The sequence below is a fragment of the Brevundimonas sp. AVps23W genome (assembly GCF_058681395.1).
This window is the reverse complement of the sequence record NZ_CM178738.1, coordinates 417,667-439,698: the sequence shown is the minus strand read 5'-3', so window position 1 is coordinate 439,698 and position 22,032 is coordinate 417,667. Positions and strand designations below refer to the sequence as shown.

Below are 22,032 nucleotides of genomic sequence, written 5' to 3'. Positions count from 1 at the left end.
ATTTGTCTCAAGCGGCGTTTACAGCAGGTGTGAGGCCGAGTGAGGCGAGCAAGGCGTGACCATCTTCGCTGTCTGGAAATTGCGTAGCGAAGTTCGTCGCCATGCTGGCGGCCACTTTGCGATCACCACATCCAGTCGCTGCCTTGATGGTCTCGTACAGGATTGAATAGTCGTCGGGATGCCTTGCCTGCGCATTGCGGAGGAGGCGGTAAGCCGACGGAAGGTCATACCTGGCCAGAAGTCGGCTTCTGATCAGCCAGGCTTCACGCGAGCGTCTAATTTTGGGGTTCATTGCGAAGGCTGCAAAGAGATCCCGCTCGGCCGCCGGAATATCCCCCAGACTGTGATGAGCAATCGCCAGATGGAGCAAGACTTCCGATGGCGAAATTGGCCATGCGGTCGATTCTACGCCCTCGCCTTCCTGGACCGCCATTATAGATAGCGTTTCGTCCCAATGTTGGCGCGCCGTCCACCAATCCGAGCAGCGAACGGCTACGCCGGCTAGGCCAGCCTCGGCATGGACGCGGTGGCTTGCAAACGCCTTGATGCGCTCGAAACCTTGCCGAGCCCTTTCATAGTCCGCCAACTCGTTGTGCATATTGGCTGATTGAATCATGGCGTTGATATTTGACGGGTCCAGTCTCAACACTACCGTCCAGTGGCGCAGCGCCGACTTCCAATCATGACGCGCTTGAGCCGCCCGCGCCTTCTGGCGCTCACGTTTCACGGCCCGACGCTTGAAGCTCTTGATGGGATTGATCACGATTTCAGCCCCGCGTTCGCTCGCTTCACGGCTTTATTGACCTCGGGAATGAGGTCGCTGCCTTTGAGAAGGTTGTCCCAGTAGAGGCCATGACGTTTGGCCAATTCCATCTTCGTCAGGCTTAAGGGCGGGGCGTAAATAACATCAAGCATGGCGTCCCGGAACTGTTTGGGCGTGCTCGCAACGATCACCCCCTTCTCGTGCTCAAAATCTTCGAATGACCTGAGAGCTGTCGGCGTCGCGATTAACCATTTGCCACTGCAAAGCGCCTCGGCCGTCTTCAAGTTGCTGCCGCCGCCGGACGCTATCGGCAGAAGGCTTCCCTTTGCCCCATTCTGAATCCAGTGAAGCTCTTCATCTGAGGGACGCGCGAAGAAATGGACACGGTCCCCATAGGATGAGGCGTGCGGAAGATAGTCGCTCGAGGCGAAGATGCCGTCGGCTGCGCCGCCGCAGACGGAAATCAGCTTGCGCGGCGGCAGGCCGTAAAGCGAGTTCCCGAGCACAAACTTGATGAACCCGGAAATATTCGGCGGATAGGCGCTGCCGACAAACACGAGATACTCCCCCTGGGGTAGCTCCCTGCCGGCGTCAGGCTTCTTAAGGCGTCCCGGCCGGTCGGTCCCATTGCGAATAGTCAGAACGGGCGCACGGGGCTTGAGGGCGCGATAGTAGTCCGCCTCCACCTCCGAGACAGCTACGATCAAATCTGCGACCTGTACAAGATCTCGTTCAACAGCCTCAATAGCGGAGACTGCACGGTCCGTCTTCTCTCGTGACACGCCGGCGCTTTCAAGAATTGCGCGCTTCAGAGGCGCTTCGTGATTTTGCGACGAATAAACGATCGCCACTCCTTCTAAGTCCCCTAGGGCCTTCATCTTCTCGACTAGAGGCCACATGAACGGCTGTTCGAGGTGGACGACGTCTGGTTTGAAATCGCTGGCGATGGCTCGAAAGTGTTCCAACGGTTCGCCATTCTGACTGGCGAAAACGCCAGAACCCAGGTCATCAATAAACGGAATCTCGGAAAACATACCTCCCGGCGAACCGTAAGGCAGGTCGTCTGCCGTCACGGCGCCTGCGCCATATGCGTTCGGCATGTAGACAGACGCATACCGAAATTCGTGCCCGGCAGTCTTGTAATATGCCGCGATGTTGCTCACGCGTCGCTGGCCGCCGTGAACAGGTCGCCGGATGGGATAGGTTCCAAACGATAGAATTCTCACTTGCTCACGCCCATGGCCGCGTTCAATCGGTCGTAAAACTGGTCTGCGGACAAATCCCACGTCACGGGCTTATAGTGATCTCGTGATCGCTGCTCGTAGGACCTGACGAGTTGGTCGTCGTTCATGAAGTCGCGTATGGCGTCGGCCCAGGCGCTGATATCGTAGGGCGGAATGTACAGGGGAGCGTCGCCTCCGACCTCAGAGAGAGACCCCGTATCACTACTTATACAGGCCTTGCCCAGCGCCATGGCCTCAACGAGCGAAAGGCCATACCCCTCATAGCGAGAAGGGAAGACGACAAAACGCGCGGCCCCATAGAGAGCGCCAAGTTCTTCATCCGAAATGTCGGACAAAATGACGATCCGGTTCTTGATCGCCGGATTTGTGCGAATTTCCTGAAGCAGGTTGTCGATATTCCAACCTGCTCTGCCGACAAAAACGCAAACGGCGTCGTCGTCAACCTGGCCGCTGCGAACAAGATGGTCGAATGCTTCGACGATAGTGCGATGGCTCTTTCGCGGTTCGATCGTCGAGACATACAGCAGATATTTCGATCCGCGCAGTCGAGCATTTGTCGGGGCGTCACCGATCGGACCGGACCCAATATCAGAGCCAAGTTGCCAAGAGTCCATCAGCAGGCGTGGCATACGCCATTCCGCCATGTGCTTCTCGACGTCACGCTTGGTGGTTTCGGAAATACAAAGCGCATAGTCGACAGTCCAAAAAAGTTCTCCGAAGTATCGCTTCAACACATCTACATACGAAGGCACGACAAAATGGGGGTAAAGCAGCGGTATTAAGTCATACACAACCGCCACATATTTGAAGTCTCGCTTACTTTTCGCGATCCTTATCTCGCGAAGATCCTTATGCTCCCAATCCAGCCCAGCATTTACGATCCAAGTGTCGCTACTAAGGCGAATTTTGCGCCTGACGAGATGAGTCGTTGGCGCCAGTCTACGCAGGGCTCCCCAGTGTATAGGGATCACCGAGAGCTTATTGCGCGATCTTAGAATGTCGGCCAGCGACATATCGGCAGCATGGCGAGCAGCTTCAGACACCGCCCTCGCACCTGAAGCGCCCCGCCCCACTATATCACCGACAATCCGGCCGACGTTGTTCTGATCCGCCCGGCTTGAGAAGTCGGCCGCTAGAAGGTCGGCGCGGTCAATGTGGCAACTGCCGGACAGCACGGCCTCGGCCAGCCATGGAGCCATCTCATAGAAGGCTCGGCTTGGTGCATGATAGAAGCAGTATGCAGCCGTGACCCCGCTGCGGCCGCCAGCCCTCTTCGCAATCTCTCTCTCGACGCGGGTGATGCCCACTGGAAAGCCGCCCCAACAAAGGGAGGTGGTGAGGTCAAAATAGAGTTTCATCGCATGTTCTGGAGTTTGGCGCGCGCTTCAGCGTTCATTTTGTGAGGATTCGACAAATGCTTATAAGGCGCCCCAGAGCGCTGACAATGGAACGATAAATCGATCGTCAGCCAAAAGAATGGTGCTTTGACTTCGCGGCCCCGCCGATGCTAGCTCGGGCCGATCTGTGAGATGGAGGCTTAGACTTGGCTAGAACCGCGTTGGTCACGGGTGTTACCGGGCAGGACGGAGCATATCTTTCCCAGCTCTTACTGGAAAAAGGATACGACGTTTATGGCCTTGTGCGTCGGTCGAGCCATTCTGAAATCGACGACCATCGCCTGCGGTGGCTGAATATTCATGAGGATGTCCGCATAGTTGACGGCAACCTTACAGACCTTAGTTCTCTCATCCGCGTGCTTCGCGAGGTCAAGCCCGATGAGATTTACAATCTGGGCGCGCAGTCGTTCGTGAAAGCCAGCTGGGACCAGCCGGTTGTGACAGCGAATGTCACGGCGAATGGGGTGTTGAACATTCTTGAAGCCGCACGGTTCGAAACGCCGGACGCACGGTTTTATCAGGCGTCCTCGTCCGAAATGTATGGGCTTATCCAGGAGCCGATGCAGAGTGAGACTACGCCGTTTTACCCTCGGAGCCCCTACGCGGTCGCCAAGCTCTACGGTCACTGGATTACCGTGAACTATCGCGAGAGCTTCGACATGCATGCATCGTCGGGCATTCTTTTCAATCACGAGTCCCCATTGCGTGGCTTTGAGTTTGTGACGCGCAAGGTCACGCGCACCGCCGCCGCCATCAAGCTGGGATTGGCGAACAAGCTTGAGATGGGCAACCTGGACGCCAAGCGCGATTGGGGGCATGCCAAGGACTATGTGCGCGCCATGTGGCTTATGCTTCAACAAGACAAGCCCGATGATTATGTGGTCGCGACCGGCGAAACCCATACCGTTCGTCACATGATCGATGTGGCGTTCCAGCAGATTGATCTGAATCCCGACGACTATCTGTCGATCAATCCCAAATTCCTGCGGCCGGCGGAAGTCGATGTTCTTCTTGGCGATGCGACCAAGGCGCGCAAACAACTGGACTGGACGCCAGAGATCAGCTTCGAAGCGCTGATTGCAGAAATGGTCGAAGCTGACCTGGCTCGTCTGCGCCGCACGCTCTGAATATGCAGGGTGGCGCAAGGATCTTGGTCACGGGTGCCGGCGGTTTCGTCGGGCGACGTCTCGTGGAAGCGCTTTCCATCACTCCGGGCGCCGACGCTGTTCTGGCCCTCGGAGGGACAGCAACAAATGGATCGAAGGTTAAAACCCGAGCGGCCGATGTCACGACACATGAGGTCGAGGCCGCAATCCAAGCCTTCGGCCCCAGCCATATTGTGCACTTGGCTGCTAGATCGTCGGTGGCGGCGTCTCTGCGGGATCGTCGCGGCGTAATGGATGTGTCCGTGGGCGGGGCGCTGAGAATAGCCGATGGAGTGGCTGCGCATGCTCCCGACGCAAAGATACTGTTCGCGAGTTCGGCAGAAGTTTACGGGGCGGCGTTTTCTGCGGGTCTTGAACTTGACGAGACAAGTCCTGTTGCGCCCGCCAATCCCTATGCGCGCTCAAAGCTTGTGGCCGAGTTTCTTCTCGCGGATCGTCTGCATTCTGACGCGAGTTTGATCGTGATGCGGCCCTTGAACCATATTGGGCCAGGGCAGGACGCCAGATTCGTAGTTTCTAGCTTCGCCCAACAAATTGCGGAGATCGAGCGCGGGCTGCGTGCACCGGAAATCCTGGTCGGAAATCTTGATGCCCAACGTGACTTCATGAGCGTGGATGATGTCGTGGACGCGTATCTTCGCGTTTTGTTCTCGAAGCCCATTGAGCCTGGGACCCGAGATGTATTCAATGTATCTTCAGGCGCTCTAAGAAGCATACAGAGTGTTCTGGATGATCTTCTTTCGCTCTCCACAGCAGACTGTAAAATCGTCGTGGATCCAGAACGGTTTCGACCGAACGATATCGCCGTTACGCGCCTTTCCAGCGCCAAGCTAAAAGCAGAAACGCGCTGGTCCCCCACAACTGCATGGACCGCATTGTTGATCTCAGTTCTCGACGATCAGCGTGCCCGCCTGTCTGCCTAGACCGAAGTCAGAGCAGGCACCCGGCCAATCGAAAACAACATCAATCCTAACTCCCGGAAATCAGGTACGCCTTCAATGTCGCAAGGACGACGCGGCGTGCGTCGGTAAAAGATCAGTTGCAGGCAATCGCCATGCGTAGGTTTATCTACGTCGAAGCGGACGACGGCTGGATCTCCCCGGTTCGTCGGCAAGACAGCTGTCGTGATGCGACGGCCGTTGCTCCAGATCTCCACCTCATCAGTCACACCCCGCCCACCTGTGTAAACTGCTGCCGAAATTTCCAAGGTGAGCGGGCCCGCCTGATCGGATGGCCATGTGAAATCCAGCGCGGCCAAGCCCGTCGACCACACGCCCCATGCATCAGGCTCATGCCATCCATAGGCCTTTGCGCAAGCCGTCGGGCCATTGGACACGGCAGAGGGGGCGCTAGGAATCTGCGGCGGTATCCCCTTGGGCGGTAAGAAGGCTGATGTCGCCCACTGCATCCCCAGCAGTGTTTTCAAACTTCGTGAAGCGGCGACTGCACCGGAAGCGCTGGTGGTTCCGAACCAGGCCGCAATAGGGCCGATCAGGTCGGCCATGCGGACGCTGGTAAACTCGCTTTTAACCGGATAGCCGTGTGAAAGGTCGGGCCTCAAAGCCACAGGCTCCACGCCAAAGCTGGTCGCCTCATGCAGAACGGAACTCGAAAGCGCAATCACGTGACTGACTTGCCCCGAAGCTAGCACTTCATAGGCGCTTCGATCTGTAAGTCGCGCATTCTCGAGTGACAAAAACGCAAGACGATCTGCCTCTCCGGGCAGAGAATGAGGATGGGGACTTACCCATATTACAGGATGTTTTCGCGACAATCGTGTCAGTTCATCGAGGTGCTCACCAAGATTTGCAAACCCCCATGCATCAAGAAGAGCGCTGTCCATCGGCATCTGAAGCGCGAGGAGCGCATCCTGGCGTGGCCGATGCTCATGCCCAACTCTGAATGCCTCGAATTCCAACGCTGCCGCTTCAAGTGCAAGTTCCTGTTGAAGTGGCGCCTGGTCGACAAGGTCACGCAGCGGAATGCGATTGCTACGAGCCAGAAAATAGTAGTCTGGGCCGAATCGGCAGGGGTGGATACGCAGATCCAGCGCGGGCGCCTTTCGTGCACACAGAGCCCGCCAAACATTGTCTGGGGTCTCAAATCCCACATAGACGACATCACCTAATCCGACGATCGCCGCTTCTAGCTCGTCAGAAAGCGACGCTTCACGTTGGCGTGCCCATTTTGCCACAGCGTCCAGTCCCGCTGGAGGCGCGATGCCTAGACGTTCTGGTGAAAGCACCTCAACGTCCACAGGTCCAAGCATGCCGGTGGCAACCACCTTCAGTCGTTCGACGTTAAGACGCTGTTCCCAGAGACCGCTGGACGACAGTCTAAAAGGATCGCCGCCTAACAGAACGGGCGTAGCGGTGGTGTCGTCGTACAATGTCGGTCCCTGTTTTGACTGGTTGCGAGCCAATGCGTAGAGCTCGAACGATATTCGATATCAAAAGATGAGAGTACCGGTCCCCGTCACGGATTACGAGCGCCTGAAACTTTGATATCGACGACACTGTTCACAGGCCAAAGAAGCACATCTAAGCCCTGCGCCGCCACGCCGTTCAAGAGTGGGCAGACGTAGAAAAGGCCGTTGTGCGTGAACTGCTCGGCTTGTTCTAGGCAATGAGCTAAGGCCTTCAGATAGATGGGGGCCGACCGGAAGAAATATACGCCCGCCGACGCTTTGTTTGAAATGACCCTTTTTTCTGCCGCTTCCAAAAAGCGGCCGTCCAGGTCAGTTCGTAGATAGCTGTATGCGGCTGAATCGGAACTGAATGTCAGAGCCGCAGCACCAACGCCGTCTGCTTTTAAGCTTCCAGCATCGAAACACGTATCGAACATGATGTCCGCTAAATCGACGCAGATCACTTCATCCGAATCATCGACCATCGCCACTCCGGTGAGGGATGACAGAGCTGCCCCACGCGCTGATCGCCCAATGAAGATGGCGGTTGCCTCCGGGTACCAGAGCGCCAGATCCTGCCTGTGAAATTCGCGCGTAGCGGCGTTGTCGTGCATGATAAAGGTGAGCTTCGCTGAGTCAGCGCCGTCATTCGCCCACCACGACCTGCTTTCCAGAGCTCGCCGCAAAAGCGGTTGCCCATCGACGACCATCTTACCCTTTATGCCTTCTGGCGTCACGAAGTCGGGGCCGGCGAGCGGAACGATGATCTTCACTATGAGTCAGTTTCTAGCAAGGTATGCGGCAAGATCTTCCGGTGTGCCGAGCCCGTGCATCCCCTCGGCCGGCACTTCAAAAACACCGACGCGAAGTCCGCCCTCAATCATGTAGTTATAGACAGGGCACGTGTAGAACTCGTTGTTTACGCGATCATTATTAACGATCATGTCGATCGCGGATCGAACGAAATCTGATCCCCGCCTGAAATAGTAAATTCCAATCGTAGCCAAATCTGAAATCGGCTTTTTTTCCGCTACTTCTACTACCAAATTGTCGAGGCCCAGCTTGGCGAATGACCATTTCGGATTCAGGGTGGGGTCCCTGAAGACTAAGATGGACCCATCCAAATTGCGGTTCACCGCATCGCGAACGAAATCATCGACTGAAAAATCGACATACTGATCGGAGTTGGCAACGATAAGGGGGCTCGCGTTGTCGAAAGCTTTTCGGGCCAAAAGCACAGTGCAGGCCGTCCCTTCTGTAAGGGCGTCGACCAAATGAACTTCTGTGCCGCTTTGACGTAAGGCTTCGATATCGGCTCGGTTTTCTTGGACATGATCGGCTCGGGCCAGCACATGGATTTTAGCGCCCGCAGGTTGAACGTTGCCGATAACGTGCTGGATCATCGGCTTGTCTAGGACATCTATAAAGGGTTTGGGCTTGACAAAGCCTGCGGCCTTGAAGCGACTGCCTTCACCGGCTGCCGGTATTACGACATTCACTACAGGCGCTGGAATTTCGGCATGAGAAATTGCGCCCATGATGTTGTCATCCTCGAATGCTCTAATTTTCTCTGGAGAATAGAAGCTGTAGTACTTTTGATGATCAACCCTCTCAAACAACACTTTGCCGCCCGACAGTATAACTTCGTTCAATGCAGGAGCAACATAGAACTGCCCATCGACGCTGGCATTATTTTTTATAGATGACATCGCAGCGTCAGTCAGAAGTCCCCCTGATTTAAAGTAATAAAATCCAGCTATAGCGTCCTTGCTGATAACGCGCTTTTCAGCAGCTTCCAGCACGGTATTGTCCGCGCCGGCTCTGACATACGACCAGCGCGGATGAACAGATTCAAAGGAGATCACGCCGGCGTCCGCCTCAGCACGCGCCATTCGGCCGACGAACCCCGAAAAATCGAGATCAATGATCTGGTCTGCGTTCGAGACGACAACCGGCGCCTTTGGGTCAATCTGCCCAATTGCCATCAGTATCGAACAGAGTGCACCCTTTGTTGGGGCGGATAGTTCCACTATTTCGCACCTGTTGTCGGTCAGCAGGCGTAGCGTTTGATCCAGCGAGAAGCGCACCACATCGTCGCGTTGGACGACAAATATGAAACGCGCATGTGGATGAACCGTGAGAAGGTTTTCAATGACCCGCTCGATCATCAGTCTCCCACCTACTTCCAGTAGAGGCTTTGGGAAGAAAAACTGAGCGGGATCGAAAAACGCCGAACGCCCCGCTATCGGTACGATAATCTGAGTTTCAGCCTGCATTGATCTGATCCTCGTTGATCCGGTCGATCACGGATCTGATGTTTTGATATGTGACATCGTTTGTTGTGCCGATGACCAGCACGTGCGCGCCGGACGCTCTCGCCGCAGCAATGCCGTGGTCATTATCCTCAAGTATAAGGACTTCCGTGGGGGATAAACCCATCTTGTTGATTGCGTGGTTGTACATTTCTGGATCCGGCTTTGACCGAACAACGTCTTCGTTTGATATGGTCAGTTCCAGAAAGTCGCTCAAGCCGGAAAGCCTCATCATCAGATCTATCGTTTGACGGATTGAGTTTGAGCAAACGCCGAGCCGCAGCCCGTCTTTCTTCAACTCGGCTAACGCATACCTGTGATGGAAAACAGGTTTGCAGGACGCGTAGGTTATCTGAACTGTTTCTTCTTGCTTGATTTCGTTGATAAAAGAATGCAGCGCGGCCGGTAGGTTTCGGGTCTTGGACAGCATTTCCAGCTTTCGGCGCGTGGGTAAGCCATCGAATGTCGCGAGGTGCGCATCTCTGTCTATCGCGAGTCCGAACAACGCAAGTGCGCGGTTCAACGCTTCATAATGCCAGTCTTTCGCCTCGATCAGTACGCCATCCATGTCGAAAAGGACTGCCTTGATCATTGTTCACGCTCAACCGAAGTATTGAAGTAAGTGTCAGCTTTATCGGGAAAATCGGTGCAGATCATACAGCGCGGTCCTGCGGTCCCCGCTGCGTCGATAGTGTCGCGCCATATGCGCCAAGCGTCCTCATGTGGCTTTTTGTGCAACTCTGGCGAGACGAGCGCCACGTCTTTCCCCATCGCACGCGCGTAATCTAGATCAATGATTGGAACGTTGGGCGCCACGAAGGCATCCAGCCACAGGCCTTGGCTTTGATCGTCCAAGACCGACCCCCGTTCATACTCGCTTCTGCGTGTAAACACAGTAGCGTCGCCCCGGAGATAATGGAGCGTATCGGGAACGGACATGTCGAAAACAAAATATCTCGAGACGCCATGACTTCGCAGCGCTTCAAGTAAGGGCTCCGCTAGTCCGTCAGCTTTTACGTTGAGGGCCAGCGTGCCTGACTGCGGAATTTTTGTATACTCATCTAGAAGCGCGTTGAGTGACAAAGTTGGCAGGCGAGGCATATCGTGGCTGATAACCAACTGTCCATCACAGTCACGAATATCCGTTTCAACGCCAAAGCCTGCGCGAAGCGCGCGTGAAAGCGCAGCGAGCGAGTTCTGATCTTCTCGCGATGTCCACCAACCGCGATGTGCGAGGATTTCGACCGTCATTTTCGCATTCCTCGTCATATGGCCTTAGGCGTTCCGCGCAGGGTCGAGTTCCCAGACTTCAAACGGCGACACCTGCACCGAGGTGCCCGAATTTGCTATCATTTGGTCCAGCACTTGCTCCGGGATGGTGGACTTTTGGATCAGCCCCCCCAGATCGGCCAGCGATCCAAAGTTCCACGCCCTCCGCATGACCTCGACCCGTGCTACAGCGAACTGATCGTTCACAAACGTATGCTCGTCCAGCTTCTTGTGCAGCGTGCAGTATTTCTCGTCTGTAATCCAATCCGAGAAGTGACGACCCATACGTATATCCAAGTCTGGGCGAGTGTGTATGACGTATTCTGCCATTCCGCTGGCAGAAATAGTCTCTATGGCTATCTTAGATAAATAGTATTGATAGAATGTATTTCTAGATGAACGCCCGCCATCAAGGAACTCCACGCCTCCACAATAGTCGAGGATGGCGTTATCGGAAGGCGGTCGGATGAAGAGGCAATGGTCGACGACTGGTGAGTTAGTGATTCCTGACAGCACGGCTCGGTCAGGTACGCTCCACATCGCGAAAACGACCGTCGCATTGTGTCCTTGAGACCGAACTTCTGATGCCAGCGCGGCAGCGCGAGACAAAGCCGCTTGGGCGCTTGGTCGGACAGGACCCCTTACTAGAATCGCAAAGTTCATTGCTATGGAGTACTCCGTTCTGCATCTTTAGGGGTGCGCCCTGCTTGGATGCCCTCTATATTGGGGTCGAGAAGAAGGCTTCCGGGGTTGATGTGCTCCGCCTCCGTTCGCTGACCGCCGAGCCACTCAGACAGAAACAGCCCCTCCAATCATTTCGATATCGACACCTTCCAGCGTTAAGAGTCCCGCCAAAGAACTTTCTGGAAGAATCAGACGCAATTCACAAAGCCCGGCCTCTTCAAAAAAGTGGGTGATCTGTGCAGTGAAATGCCCCGGTTTTCCCGGAGACGTCTCGAATGAGGCGAATTGAGCAAGAGGTCCCCACTCGAAACGAAGCCGATGTCGACATGCGGACACATCGACTGAAAACCTGACTGTGGCCCGCCAGACCCCTTTTGGTAAGGCGACATATGGACCGTGAACGAGACACCTAGCACGACCCGTCAGTTCAATGCGGATATCGGTTGACCCGTCGGCATATTCATGGCGCGGGTCGATAGAAAAATCGGCAGGTGACCAAGAATAAACGATTCCGGTCTTGAGGGGGCCCTCCCTGTAAAGGGCAAGCGCATGATCGACTGGAGTATCCGTCGATCCAAACTTCGTGTCGAGATGCAGATCAAGGAAAGACGTCACTGCCACAGAGCGACTGGGATGGATTGACGAATGGGTAATGTAGCGCACCTTGTCGTCTGTCGGCAAGGCAGAGAGTAGAAGCGATACATCGGCTCTTTGTTTGCCTGTCCAATGGCCGAGAGCTTCTGCGCGCGTCAAGATTATGGTCTTTTCGTCGTAGCTGGTAGCCGATATGTCATCAAGATTATCGGAAATGTCGATCATGAAGGCGTGTGTTTGATGGATCGAATCATCCTCGGCCGTCGACACGGCGATGCCGCGAGCGCGTCCTTGCACTATGATTGCCCGACGCCACTCTTCAGCGTCCGGAGACGACGGAATGATGACCAATGCACTGGCCAACCAGGTCTGGGGGGCATCGGTCGGAGGCGGAGTAGGGGAAAGCATTGTATTGCGACCGTGTCAGCTGGCGCGTAGCCACATGTAGACATCAACAGCTTCGTTAATATCGTCGAAAATCTTGGCCTGCCCGCCTTCGACAACAAGCGCCCGGCTGCAGTGCATTCTGATGAGCCCCATGTCGTGTGAGGCCATGATAAATGCGCGGTCGGCACGGTGCTGGAAAAGTTCGGTGTTACAGCGCTCCTGGAAGCGGGCATCACCCACCGAGACCAACTCATCGATCAAGTAGCAGTCGAACTCGATCGCCAGCGACATGCCAAAGGCGAGGCGCGCCCGCATCCCTGACGAATAGTGTTTAACGGGCATCTCGAGCTTTTTGCCCAATTCCGCGAACCCGTCCACGCGAGTAAGAATCTCGTGATAATCGCGACCATAAAGCCGAGAGATAAAACGTATATTATCTAGTCCTGACAGGCTTCCCTGAAAACCGCCGCCAAAGCCAATTGGCCACGATGGTTTTACCGACCACTCTACCTTGCCCGACGTCGGAGGCAGCACGCCTCCGAGTATCTTGATAAGCGTCGACTTGCCCTGGCCATTGCGTCCAAGCAGAGCGAGACGACCAGATTTGGGCACTTCAAAACTAAGGTCGGAAAATACCGGGCGACCAACGCCCGGCTTTCCGTATGTCTTCGTAAGGGACGTAACGCGGAGGCCCCTGTCGCTATGCAAGCTGGACATCAGTCCTGCCTGTGTTCGCGCACTCCGGCCCAGACCAACCAGCCAACGCCGTAAATCAACAAGCAGGTCAGCAGAACCGATAGAATGGAACGCAGCCTGCGCGGCTCAGACGCGACATCCGGAAGGTTCGGGGACGCGATCCGTTCGAGATAAAGCTGTTGGCGCTGAGCCTCTTGCTGGGCAGACATCAGGTTCGACGTAGCGGCAGCGACTTCCTTTGCGGCCAGTTCGTTGTTGAGCACTAGCGTCTCATACTGGCCGAATTGGGGGGCGAGCGAGGATGCGCCTCCAGCGATCTTGGCGCGTTCTTCGGCTATCTGGCGCTGTAGGGCCTCAACCCTGCCGTTAAGAGAAGACAGCAATGGGCTTTGAGGCGCTTCGGCCCGAAGCTGATCACGCTGCGCCTCGATCTCAGCAAGGCTTGACATCAGCCCCACCATCACCTGAGACATCGCCATGGACTCGCGCGCTGGATCTAAGAAGCGCTGCTGGTTCCGGAAGGCGGCGAGGGCTGCCTGCGCTTCCCCTGCCAAACGGACCGCAGCGTCCTTGCGAGCAGTGGCGTCAGCGGCCGCATTGGCTGTCGCGCGACGGTTCAACTGGTTGACCAGCATTTCGCCCTCGTCGAGTAGGGCGTTGGCGACCTTCTGGGCGTCGCCGGGACGGAACGCCTCGACCCGCAAAGTGCTGATGCCAGTCTGAGAGGCGTATCCGACCGTAATGAAACGGCTGAACGCTTTGTACATGCTCTCGAAACTGCGATCTTCGAGCAGGTTTGGATAGCGCGCCAGGAAATCCGCGTGTCTGGGCCCTAAGACCTCGCCCATGTTCACACGACGGTTCAGTTCAACAAGGCCGTCACGCGAAGTGATATATTCGTGGATGGCGAAAGCATCCGACGCCTGGCTCGTGAAGCCAGCGCCTTGGAGTGCGATACCGAGCGCTGACATCTGAGGCTGCGAGGGAGAACGTACAATGAACCGTGCCTCCGACACATATCGGGGGGCCGCGATCAAGAGGAAATAGATACCGGCGACCAGCGTCGGGAGGACTACAATGACTAGGAATCCCCAAGGCATTCTCTTGATGACGGAACGAAGATCCCGTTTGGGTGGCTTCGTGGCCGACGCCAGTGGGCCGACGTAGGAAAGGCGATTTTCGTTCATTGGCATTTCGCGTTTTGGGCGTACGATCGGATCGATGCTTAATCGACTTCGATGCGCTTGCTGGCAACTGTTATCAACACCACGCCGGTGAGGTTCATGATGAGAACCCAAAGAAGCGCATAGGCCGGATTGTAGTGGGTTTCGACGAACTCGCCGAACACGGAAGCCCGTATCATTTCCACGGCGTGAGGGAATGGGATCCAGAGATAGATTTCCTGAGCCGATGGGGGGAGGAAGGATGTCATCACAAATGCGCCCGATACGGGGATGAGCGCGTAGCTCAAGAAGCCCACAAGGCGCTCAAAGAGCTCGGACATCATCGCCAGCCCCCCAAACGTCAAAGCAAGGCCTGACCCAAGCCCTAGCATGAGAAGCCAGCCACAGTACAGCAATAGATAATCGGACGGAAGGTTGACTTGTCTTAAAGCAAGAAGAAGAGCATAAACAATAATAAAGGCACAAGTTGCTCCGGCAAATTCCAACAGGACTCGCGTTGCATATATATGCAACGGTTTTATGCGCGAGTGATACAGAAGCCCCGAGTTCGCTTGTAGCGCTGTTATTGTCGCGCCAATCAGGTGGCGCAAAAGCAGCAATGACATGTAGCCCGTCATCACGAATGGGCCCAATTTGATGCCGTGCTCATAAGGCGGTTTAATGAAGTGCCACATAATCAGCACGCCGATACAGAAGATCAGCGGCTCTCCGATCAACCACAGAAAGCCAAGTCCTTCCCGGCCATACCGCGTCATGATTTCTCGCATCATTAGCGCGCCAATGATGCGTCCTTGGCGGGGCAGGCCGGTAGGAAGCGAGCGATTCATTAAGTCATTCTCTGCGGATGGCTTAGGGGATGCAAGGTCGGAGCGCCTTTTGGGCTTATAAAGAAAGCGCCTTTCCGCGCCGCTCCATTTACGAGTAGCTTCGGCGCGAATTTTGTCCTGGAGAGACGATGTACATGAAGCCCCGGAAATCGACCAAATTGGCTCGCAAGCTAAATATCGGGTGCGGCTACGACAAGCGGGAAGGGTACGTCAACGTGGACGTTGATCCGGCGTGCGAGCCGGACATCCTTGTGTCTTTGGCAGACGATAGCGGCATTCCTCGCCAGCACTTTGACGAAGTGCTGGCGCACGATGTTTTAGAACACATTCCGCGGTCGGCGACGTTGTCTGCGCTACTGACTTGGGCAGACTACCTCAAACCCGGCGGAAAGCTGGTCATTCAGACCAGCAATGTCGAAGGCGTCATCAACATGATGCGAGCAAATCCGAAGTTTGATCATCAGTTTGGCATGACGATCTGCATGTTCGGCAATCAGGCCCATCCCGGCGATTTCCACTACACGGGCTTCACCCCCCTAACCCTGCGTGTGTACCTTCTGTCAGCTGGCTTCGTCGTTGAAAGCATGGAGACGATTGACGGCTGGCTGCTGTCGGCCGTTTGCTCCAAGCAGGACGACTGGACTTGTGATGTGACAGCCGATGACGTGGTTGCCGCAGGGTTTCAGCGCGCCTTTGGTCGGGATCCAGATCCACACAATTGGGTGGCGCTCGAGGGTGTGCCGCCGAAAGAGGCGCTGCACACCATCTGGTCTTCGCCAGAGCGGCTCTTCGTCACCGCGCGCCGTCACGGTCTTTAAATTCGAAGGTTCCGATCAAGGCGCTATGAAAAAGCGCGTTCGAGCAAAGAACAACTCGGCAGCCGGTCTTCAGTTCGATCACCTTTTTGAGCGAATACGCGATCTACTATTGACGCCTGAGCCATTAGGCTGAACATGAATTTTAGTGATAAAAAGGACGTAAAAATGAGCGGGTCGGAACAGTATATCGAGATGCGGCGCGCCTAGTATGAACAGGCTGCAGGGCGCTCAAGTTATGATGCTGAAGCAAAGCTCGATGCTGTCGTCGGTAGCTATGACGCGCACAATGATTGGCCGGATTATGATCGATTCTTGATGCAAGGTGTCGATGACAGCTACAAAAATAAGGTAGCGCTTGACTTTGCCTGCGGACCTGGCCGGAACATCGTAAAATATGCTGATCGATTTTCTAGGATCGATGGCGCAGACATCGCTCAAGCTAACCTCGACAACGCCAAGACGAATCTTAATCATCACGGAATCGAAACGCCTAACTTATTTTTGACGGACGGCCGGAGTTGCGGTGATGCTGCCAATGATGCTTACGATATGGTATTTTCTACAATTGCGCTGCAGCACATTTGTGTCCACGAGGTGCGATATGCAATTTTTGAAGATATGTACCGTATCCTAAAGCCCGGCGGCCGCATCTCGATACAGATGGGATTTGGTTGATCGGATGGTAAGGCCAGCTACTATGACAATCACTACGAGGCGACTACTACCAACATCGGTCACGATACCATGGTGGAAAACACTGATTTCCTTGAGGACGATCTGAACAAGATCGGGTTTGTGAATTTCCAATGCTGGATTCGCCCACCTGTTCCAGGGGATTCTCACCCCTATGCGATTTTCTTTACGACGGTGAAGTAGGCGCGCTATCTTCACTCGCCTTGTAGATTGCGCCAAATTGAAACCCGATCTAGTCAAGCGGGCCCTTCCCACGTGACACCGCTCCCATCCCCCGCTATCTCGCGCCGGTGATGAACGAAACAGAACGCCAGTCCGAGGAACGCAGCTGGGAGACGGCGAAGACGCTCGCCGAGGCCCTGCCGTATATTCAGGTCTATGACCGCGAGACCGTGGTCATCAAATACGGCGGTCACGCCATGGGCGAGAGCGCCGTAGCGCGGCAGTTTGCGGCCGATGTGGTGCTGCTGAAGCTGATGGGGGTGAACCCGGTCGTGGTGCACGGCGGCGGGCCGCAGATCAGCGCCATGCTGGACAAGGCGGGGGTGAAATCCAGCTTCGTCGATGGGCTGAGGGTTACGGATCCGGCGACGATGGAGGTGGCCGAAATGGTCCTGTCCGGCGCCGTGAACAAAGAGATCGCCCACTGGATCACCATGGCGGGCAAGGAGGCGGACGTGCGCGGCGTCGGTCTGTCGGGCAAGGACGCCGGCCTGCTGACGGTCGAGAAGACCCGTCGCACCAAGCGCGACCCAGACAGTATGATCGAGCACGAGGTCGATCTGGGCTATGTCGGCGAACCGACCAAGGTGGATCCCAAGCTGATCAAGGGGCTGATCGCGTCGGAGACCGAGGACTGGGTTCCGGTCATCGCGCCGATCGGGGTGGCCGAGGACGGCCAGACCTATAACGTCAACGCCGATACGGTGGCGGGCGCCATCGCCGGGTCGCTGAACGCCAAGCGGATGCTGCTGCTGACCGACGTGCCGGGGGTCAAGGGCGCGGACGGCGAGATCATTCGCCAGATGACGCTGGAGGAGGCGCAAGGCCTGATCGACACCGGCGTCGCCTCCGGCGGCATGATCCCCAAGCTGGAGACGGCCATGGCGGCCGTGCGGGCCGGGGTCGAGGCCGTGGTCATTCTGGACGGCCGGCGGCCGCACGCCATGCTGGTGGAACTGTTCACCGAGTTCGGCGCCGGCACCCTGGTGAAGGCGTCTTGATCGACCTGTCGCATGTCAACGCCTGGGTGTTCGACATGGACGACACCCTGTACCCGCGCGATCAGGGGCTGATGTCCTTGGTCCAGGCGCGGATCAACGCCTATGTGGTCGAGGCGGTCGGACTGGCGCCCCAGGAGGCGCGGGTCCTGCAACGGCAGTTCCTGGACGAGCACGGCACGACTCTGGCCGGGCTGATGGCCAACTACACCATCGATCCCGAGGACTTCCTGCGCGTGGTGCATGAGGTGCCGCTGGACGGGGTGGAGCCCAATCCGCGTCTGGCCGAACGGCTGAAGACCCTGCCGGGGCGTTGTTTCGTCTTCACCAACGGCGCGCGGGAGTATGCGCACCGGGTGCTGGACCGGATCGGCGTCGCCGACTGTTTCGAGGGGGTGTTCGCCATCGAGGACGGCGACCTGACGCCCAAGCCGGCGCCGTCGGCCTTTCGCCGCATGATCGAGCGGTTCGATTTCGAACCCCGCTGCGCCGCCTTCTTCGAGGATACGCCCAAGAACCTGGAGCCGGCCAAGGCCCTGGGGATGGCGACCGTCCTGATCGGCGACGGTCACGGCAAGCCCCTGGGGGACCATATTGACTGGATCGCCCCCGATCTTCTCGACTTCCTCAACGCCCTGAACTTCAAGGACGCCGCCGCATGACCGACCTGTCGCATCTCGAATCCGTCATCGAGGCCGCCTGGGAAGAGCGCGCGGACGTCTCGGCCGCCACCCATGGCGATGTGCGCGACGCGGTCGAAACCGCCCTGGCCCTGCTGGACGCCGGCCAGGCGCGCGTCGCCTCGCGCGGGGAAGACGGGGTCTGGACCACGCATCAGTGGCTGAAGAAGGCGGTGCTGCTGTCCTTCCGCCTGAACGACAACCAGATCATGCGCGCCGGCGACCGCGGCCCGACCAGCCACGCGCCGGGCGTCGGCCCCTATTGGGACAAGGTGCCCAACAAGTTCGGCGACTGGGCCGCTGCTGACTATCAGGCGGCCGGCTTCCGCTCGGTGCCCGGCGCCATTGTTCGCCAAGGCGCTTACATCGCCAAGAATGTCGTGCTGATGCCGTCGTTCGTGAACATCGGCGCCTTTGTGGACGAAGGGTCCATGGTGGACGCGTGGGCCACGGTCGGCTCCTGCGCCCAGATCGGCAAGAACGTCCACTTGTCGGGCGGTGCGGGCATCGGCGGGGTGCTGGAGCCGCTCCAGGCCAATCCGACCATCATCGAGGACGGCTGTTTCATCGGCGCCCGCGCCGAGGTGGCCGAGGGCGTGATCGTGCGCGAGGGCGCGGTCCTAGCCATGGGCGTCTATCTGTCGGGCTCGACCAAGATCGTCGACCGCGCCACGGGCGAGGTCTTCCGGGGCGAGGTTCCGGCCTATTCGGTCGTCGTGCCGGGCGCCTTGCCGGATCCCAAGGGCGGCCCGTCGCTGTACTGCGCCGTCATCGTCAAGCGGGTGGACGCCCAGACCCGGGCCAAGACCGGGGTCAACGAGCTGCTGCGCGACTGATCAGATACGAAAACGGAGGCGACCGCGCGGCCGCCTCCGTTGTTTATCCGGCCGATAAGATCAGGCGGCGCTCTTCATCGCGTCGGCGTTGACGGCGGCGTCGGCGATGCCGGTCAGGTCTTCGTCGGTCTGGGATTCTTCCTGCAGAGTTTCGTCCAACAGGGCGGCGGCGTCTTCCATGTCGAGCACCATGGCCCAGCGCTTCAGGGTGCCGTAGCGGGTGATCTCATAGTGTTCCACCGCCTGGGCGGCGGCCAGCAGGCCGGCGTCGAGGGCCGGGTTGTCCTTGTATTCTTCCATGATCTCGTCGCCCTCGGCCAGGATGCCTTCGATGGCGTCGCAGGTCTTGCCGCGCGGGGCCTTGCCGATGATCTCGAACACCTGCTGGAGGCGTTCGATCTGACCTTCGGTCTGACCCTTATGTTTTTCGAAGGCGGCCTTCAGCTCGGGGGACTGGGCGGCGCGGGCCATCTTGGGCAGGGACTTCAGGATCTTACGCTCGGCGTAATAGATGTCCTTGAGCGTGTCGTGGAACAGGGTGTCGAGGGTTTTCTCGGCCATGGGATGTCTCGCTGTTGTGATGGGGCGCGGGGGCGCACCCCACCACAAGCGATCAGATCGACGACCGTTCCTCTGTCCGAAACCGGGCTTAGGGCCTCAGCCGGCCCGTTTCAGGTCCGGCGGCGTGGCTTCGTCGGTCAGGATGCGGATGGCTTCCTCGACCGTGACCACCGTCTGGGCCTGGGAGCCCAGGCGGCGGATGGCGACCATGCCCTGCTCGGCTTCCTGGCGGCCGACGACGGCGATGACCGGCACCTTGCCGACCGAGTGTTCGCGCACCTTGTAGCCGACCTTCTCGTTGCGGAGGTCGATCTCGGTGCGCAGGCCGGCGGCCTTGAAGCGGGCCATCACGTCGCGGGCGTAGTCGTCGGCGTCCGAGGTGATGGTGGCGACCACGGCCTGGGTCGGGGCCAGCCACAGGGGGAAGGCGCCGGCGTAGTTCTCGATCATGATGCCGATGAACCGTTCGAAGCTGCCCAGAATCGCCCGGTGCAGCATGACCGGGCGGTGCTTCTGGCCGTCCTCGGCGATGTAGTTCGCATCGAGCCGTTCCGGCAGGACATAGTCCAGCTGGATCGTGCCGCAGGTCCATTCGCGGCCGATGGCATCCTTGACGATGAAGTCCAGCTTGGGCGCGTAGAAGGCGCCGTCGCCCTCGGTGACGACCGGCTCGGTCCCGGCGGCGCGGGCGGCTTCGGCCATCAGGGCCTCGGCCTTGTCCCAGAACTCGTCCGAACCGGCGCGGTTCTCAGGCCGGGTGCCCAGGCTGATATAGGCCGTCTCCATGCCCAGGTCGGCGTGGACGCTGCGCGCCAGTTTGATGAACTCGGCCGTCTCCTCGACGATCTGGTCCTCGCGGCAGAAGATGTGGGCGTCGTCCTGGGTGAAGCCGCGCACCCGCATCAGGCCGTGCAGCGAGCCCGACGGCTCATAGCGGTGGCAGGCGCCGAACTCGGCCATGCGCAGCGGCAGTTCGCGGTAGGAGCGCTGACCCTGGTCGAAGATCTGGACGTGGCCGGGGCAGTTCATCGGCTTGAGCGACAGGGTCTCGCCCTCAACCGTCTCGCAGACGAACATATTGGGGCGGTACTTGTCCCAGTGGCCGCTCTGTTCCCAGAACTTACGGTCCAGCACCTGGGGCGTCTTGACCTCCACATAGCCGGCGGCGTCCAGGCGGCGGCGCATATAGGCCTCCAGCACGCGCCACAGGATCCAGCCCTTGGGATGCCAGAAGACCATGCCTCGGCCCTCTTCCTGCATGTGGAAGAGCTCCATCGCCTTGCCGACCTTGCGGTGGTCGCGCTTCTCGGCCTCTTCCAGCCGCTGCAGATAGGCGTCCAGGTCTTCCTTGGTCGCCCAGGCGGTGCCGTAGATGCGCTGCAGCTGTTCGCGCTTGGAATCGCCGCGCCAGTAGGCGCCGGCCAGTTTGGTCAGCTTGAACGCCTTGCCGACATGGCGCGTCGAGGGGAAGTGCGGGCCCCGGCACAGGTCGATCCAGTCGCCCTGTTTGTACAGAGTGATGGTCTCGTTCTCGGGCAGGTCGCGGATCAGCTCGGCCTTGAACTTCTCACCGCGCGCCTCGAAGAAGACGATGGCCTCGTCGCGGTCCCAGACCTCGCGCTCGAACCTGGCGTCGCGATCGACGATCCGGCCCATTTCCTTCTCGATGGCGGCGAAGTCGTCGGTCGAGAAGGGCTCGTCGCGGAAGAAGTCATAATAGAAGCCGTCCTCGATGGCCGGGCCGATCGTGACCTGGGTGCCGGGGAACAGGGTCTGGACCGCCTCGGCCAGAACGTGGGCCGTGTCGTGGCGGATGGTGTAGAGCGCGGCGGGGTCGTCGCGCATGATCAGGCGGAAGTCGCCGCCCGTTTCCAGCACCCGGCCCATGTCGCGCTGCTCGCCGTTCAACTCGGCCAGGACCGCCTTCTTGGCCAGGGACGGCGAGATCGAGGTCGCGACGTCGCGCGCCGTCGAACCGGCCGGATACTGACGCACCGCGCCGTCGGGGAATTTCAGATCGATCATGACTGTTCTTTTTCGTCGGTCTTCAGGGGCGGGACCGGGTCATAGCCCGAACCGCCGAAGGGATGGCATTTACAGAGGCGACGCACGGTGAGCCATCCCCCCTTGACCGGCCCGTGCTGGATCAGGGCGTCGCGCCCATAGTCCGAACAGGTCGGCAGGAACCGGCACTGCTGGCCGATCAGGGGGGACAGCGTCAGCTTGTAGCCCCGATGGGCCGCGCGGACGCCGCGTTCATAGAGAGACATATGTCCCTTCGCCGGGGGCTGAAT

At 58.0% G+C, this 22,032-nt stretch carries 23 protein-coding genes; 7 read left to right on the top strand and 16 right to left on the bottom strand.

Features of this window, described 5'->3' with window-relative positions:
• Positions 1–7 precede the first annotated feature (7 nt).
• The 3 genes from ACW177_RS02095 to ACW177_RS02085 are packed head-to-tail and all read right to left on the bottom strand — an operon-like array spanning position 8 to position 3,365.
• Positions 8–763, bottom strand: a complete 756-nt coding sequence (locus tag ACW177_RS02095) for a tetratricopeptide repeat protein (protein WP_492027010.1) — start codon at positions 761–763, stop codon at positions 8–10.
• Positions 760–1,926, bottom strand: a complete 1,167-nt coding sequence (locus ACW177_RS02090; protein WP_492027009.1) for a glycosyltransferase — start codon at positions 1,924–1,926, stop codon at positions 760–762. Before ACW177_RS02090 ends, ACW177_RS02095 begins: the two co-directional genes overlap by 4 nt.
• A gap of 59 nt (positions 1,927–1,985) precedes the next feature.
• On the bottom strand, positions 1,986–3,365 hold the full coding sequence (locus ACW177_RS02085; protein WP_492027008.1) for a glycosyltransferase family 4 protein: 1,380 nt from the start codon (positions 3,363–3,365) through the stop codon (positions 1,986–1,988).
• Positions 3,366–3,550: 185 nt separating this feature from the next.
• Between ACW177_RS02085 and gmd the strand changes: the two genes are divergently transcribed.
• Both gmd and ACW177_RS02075 read left to right on the top strand, forming a co-directional pair.
• On the top strand, positions 3,551–4,531 hold the full coding sequence (gene gmd / locus ACW177_RS02080; protein WP_492027007.1) for a GDP-mannose 4,6-dehydratase: 981 nt from the start codon (positions 3,551–3,553) through the stop codon (positions 4,529–4,531).
• 23 nt (positions 4,532–4,554) lie between these two features.
• Positions 4,555–5,493, top strand: coding sequence for a GDP-mannose 4,6-dehydratase (locus tag ACW177_RS02075; protein ID WP_492027006.1), 939 nt, complete (start codon positions 4,555–4,557; stop codon positions 5,491–5,493).
• Here the strand turns inward: ACW177_RS02075 and ACW177_RS02070 are convergent.
• The 10 genes from ACW177_RS02070 to ACW177_RS02025 form a co-directional block, all read right to left on the bottom strand.
• Entirely contained in the window at positions 5,490–6,959 is a 1,470-nt protein-coding gene (locus ACW177_RS02070) for a hypothetical protein (RefSeq protein ID WP_492027005.1), read from the bottom strand. The two genes, ACW177_RS02075 and ACW177_RS02070, sit on opposite strands and share 4 nt — an antisense overlap.
• An 86-nt stretch (positions 6,960–7,045) precedes the next feature.
• Positions 7,046–7,750: a glycosyltransferase family protein gene (locus ACW177_RS02065; protein ID WP_492027004.1), complete on the bottom strand. Its 705-nt coding sequence runs from the start codon at positions 7,748–7,750 to the stop codon at positions 7,046–7,048.
• 6 nt (positions 7,751–7,756) lie between these two features.
• On the bottom strand, positions 7,757–9,253 hold the full coding sequence (locus ACW177_RS02060) for a glycosyltransferase family 2 protein (protein ID WP_492027003.1): 1,497 nt from the start codon (positions 9,251–9,253) through the stop codon (positions 7,757–7,759).
• Complete coding sequence (locus ACW177_RS02055; protein WP_492027002.1) at positions 9,243–9,881, bottom strand: HAD family hydrolase; 639 nt, start codon at positions 9,879–9,881, stop codon at positions 9,243–9,245. The genes ACW177_RS02060 and ACW177_RS02055 overlap by 11 nt, the downstream gene beginning before the upstream one ends.
• Positions 9,878–10,540: a PI-PLC domain-containing protein gene (locus ACW177_RS02050; protein ID WP_492027001.1), complete on the bottom strand. Its 663-nt coding sequence runs from the start codon at positions 10,538–10,540 to the stop codon at positions 9,878–9,880. Before ACW177_RS02050 ends, ACW177_RS02055 begins: the two co-directional genes overlap by 4 nt.
• 24 nt (positions 10,541–10,564) lie before the next feature.
• The gene (locus ACW177_RS02045) at positions 10,565–10,843 is read right to left on the bottom strand and encodes a hypothetical protein (RefSeq protein ID WP_492027000.1); all 279 of its coding nucleotides are present in this window, start codon (positions 10,841–10,843) and stop codon (positions 10,565–10,567) included.
• Between the two features lie 504 nt (positions 10,844–11,347).
• Entirely contained in the window at positions 11,348–12,061 is a 714-nt protein-coding gene (locus ACW177_RS02040) for a hypothetical protein (protein WP_492026999.1), read from the bottom strand.
• Between the two features lie 198 nt (positions 12,062–12,259).
• Complete coding sequence (locus tag ACW177_RS02035) at positions 12,260–12,940, bottom strand: ABC transporter ATP-binding protein (protein ID WP_492026998.1); 681 nt, start codon at positions 12,938–12,940, stop codon at positions 12,260–12,262.
• A complete protein-coding gene (locus tag ACW177_RS02030; protein WP_492026997.1) occupies positions 12,940–14,106 on the bottom strand; it encodes a KpsE/RkpR family capsule polysaccharide export protein in 1,167 nt (388 codons plus the stop codon). Before ACW177_RS02030 ends, ACW177_RS02035 begins: the two co-directional genes overlap by 1 nt.
• 38 nt (positions 14,107–14,144) lie before the next feature.
• Complete coding sequence (locus ACW177_RS02025; RefSeq protein WP_492026996.1) at positions 14,145–14,930, bottom strand: ABC transporter permease; 786 nt, start codon at positions 14,928–14,930, stop codon at positions 14,145–14,147.
• Positions 14,931–15,058: 128 nt separating this feature from the next.
• Between ACW177_RS02025 and ACW177_RS02020 the strand changes: the two genes are divergently transcribed.
• The 5 genes from ACW177_RS02020 to dapD all read left to right on the top strand — a co-directional run bounded on the left by ACW177_RS02020 (position 15,059) and on the right by dapD (position 19,177).
• Positions 15,059–15,748 carry a class I SAM-dependent methyltransferase gene (locus tag ACW177_RS02020; RefSeq protein ID WP_492026995.1) on the top strand — a complete coding sequence of 230 codons (690 nt, stop codon included), beginning with the start codon at positions 15,059–15,061 and terminating at the stop codon, positions 15,746–15,748.
• Between the two features lie 315 nt (positions 15,749–16,063).
• Positions 16,064–16,423, top strand: coding sequence for a class I SAM-dependent methyltransferase (locus ACW177_RS02015; protein ID WP_492028057.1), 360 nt, complete (start codon positions 16,064–16,066; stop codon positions 16,421–16,423).
• Between the two features lie 311 nt (positions 16,424–16,734).
• Positions 16,735–17,664 (top strand): acetylglutamate kinase, encoded by a 930-nt coding sequence (gene argB / locus ACW177_RS02010; RefSeq protein WP_492026994.1) that lies wholly within the window; start codon positions 16,735–16,737, stop codon positions 17,662–17,664.
• Positions 17,661–18,323 carry a pyrimidine 5'-nucleotidase gene (locus ACW177_RS02005; protein ID WP_492026993.1) on the top strand — a complete coding sequence of 221 codons (663 nt, stop codon included), beginning with the start codon at positions 17,661–17,663 and terminating at the stop codon, positions 18,321–18,323. Before argB ends, ACW177_RS02005 begins: the two co-directional genes overlap by 4 nt.
• A complete protein-coding gene (gene dapD / locus ACW177_RS02000; protein ID WP_492026992.1) occupies positions 18,320–19,177 on the top strand; it encodes a 2,3,4,5-tetrahydropyridine-2,6-dicarboxylate N-succinyltransferase in 858 nt (285 codons plus the stop codon). Before ACW177_RS02005 ends, dapD begins: the two co-directional genes overlap by 4 nt.
• Before the next feature lie 60 nt (positions 19,178–19,237).
• On the opposite strand, the gene ACW177_RS01995 is transcribed toward dapD, so the two are convergent.
• The 3 genes from ACW177_RS01995 to yidD all read right to left on the bottom strand — a co-directional run bounded on the left by ACW177_RS01995 (position 19,238) and on the right by yidD (position 22,008).
• Positions 19,238–19,738 (bottom strand): YciE/YciF ferroxidase family protein, encoded by a 501-nt coding sequence (locus ACW177_RS01995; RefSeq protein ID WP_492026991.1) that lies wholly within the window; start codon positions 19,736–19,738, stop codon positions 19,238–19,240.
• Positions 19,739–19,834: 96 nt separating this feature from the next.
• Positions 19,835–21,763 (bottom strand): threonine--tRNA ligase, encoded by a 1,929-nt coding sequence (gene thrS / locus ACW177_RS01990; protein ID WP_492026990.1) that lies wholly within the window; start codon positions 21,761–21,763, stop codon positions 19,835–19,837.
• Positions 21,760–22,008 (bottom strand): membrane protein insertion efficiency factor YidD, encoded by a 249-nt coding sequence (yidD, locus tag ACW177_RS01985; protein ID WP_035305826.1) that lies wholly within the window; start codon positions 22,006–22,008, stop codon positions 21,760–21,762. The genes thrS and yidD overlap by 4 nt, the downstream gene beginning before the upstream one ends.
• Positions 22,009–22,032 lie beyond the last annotated feature (24 nt).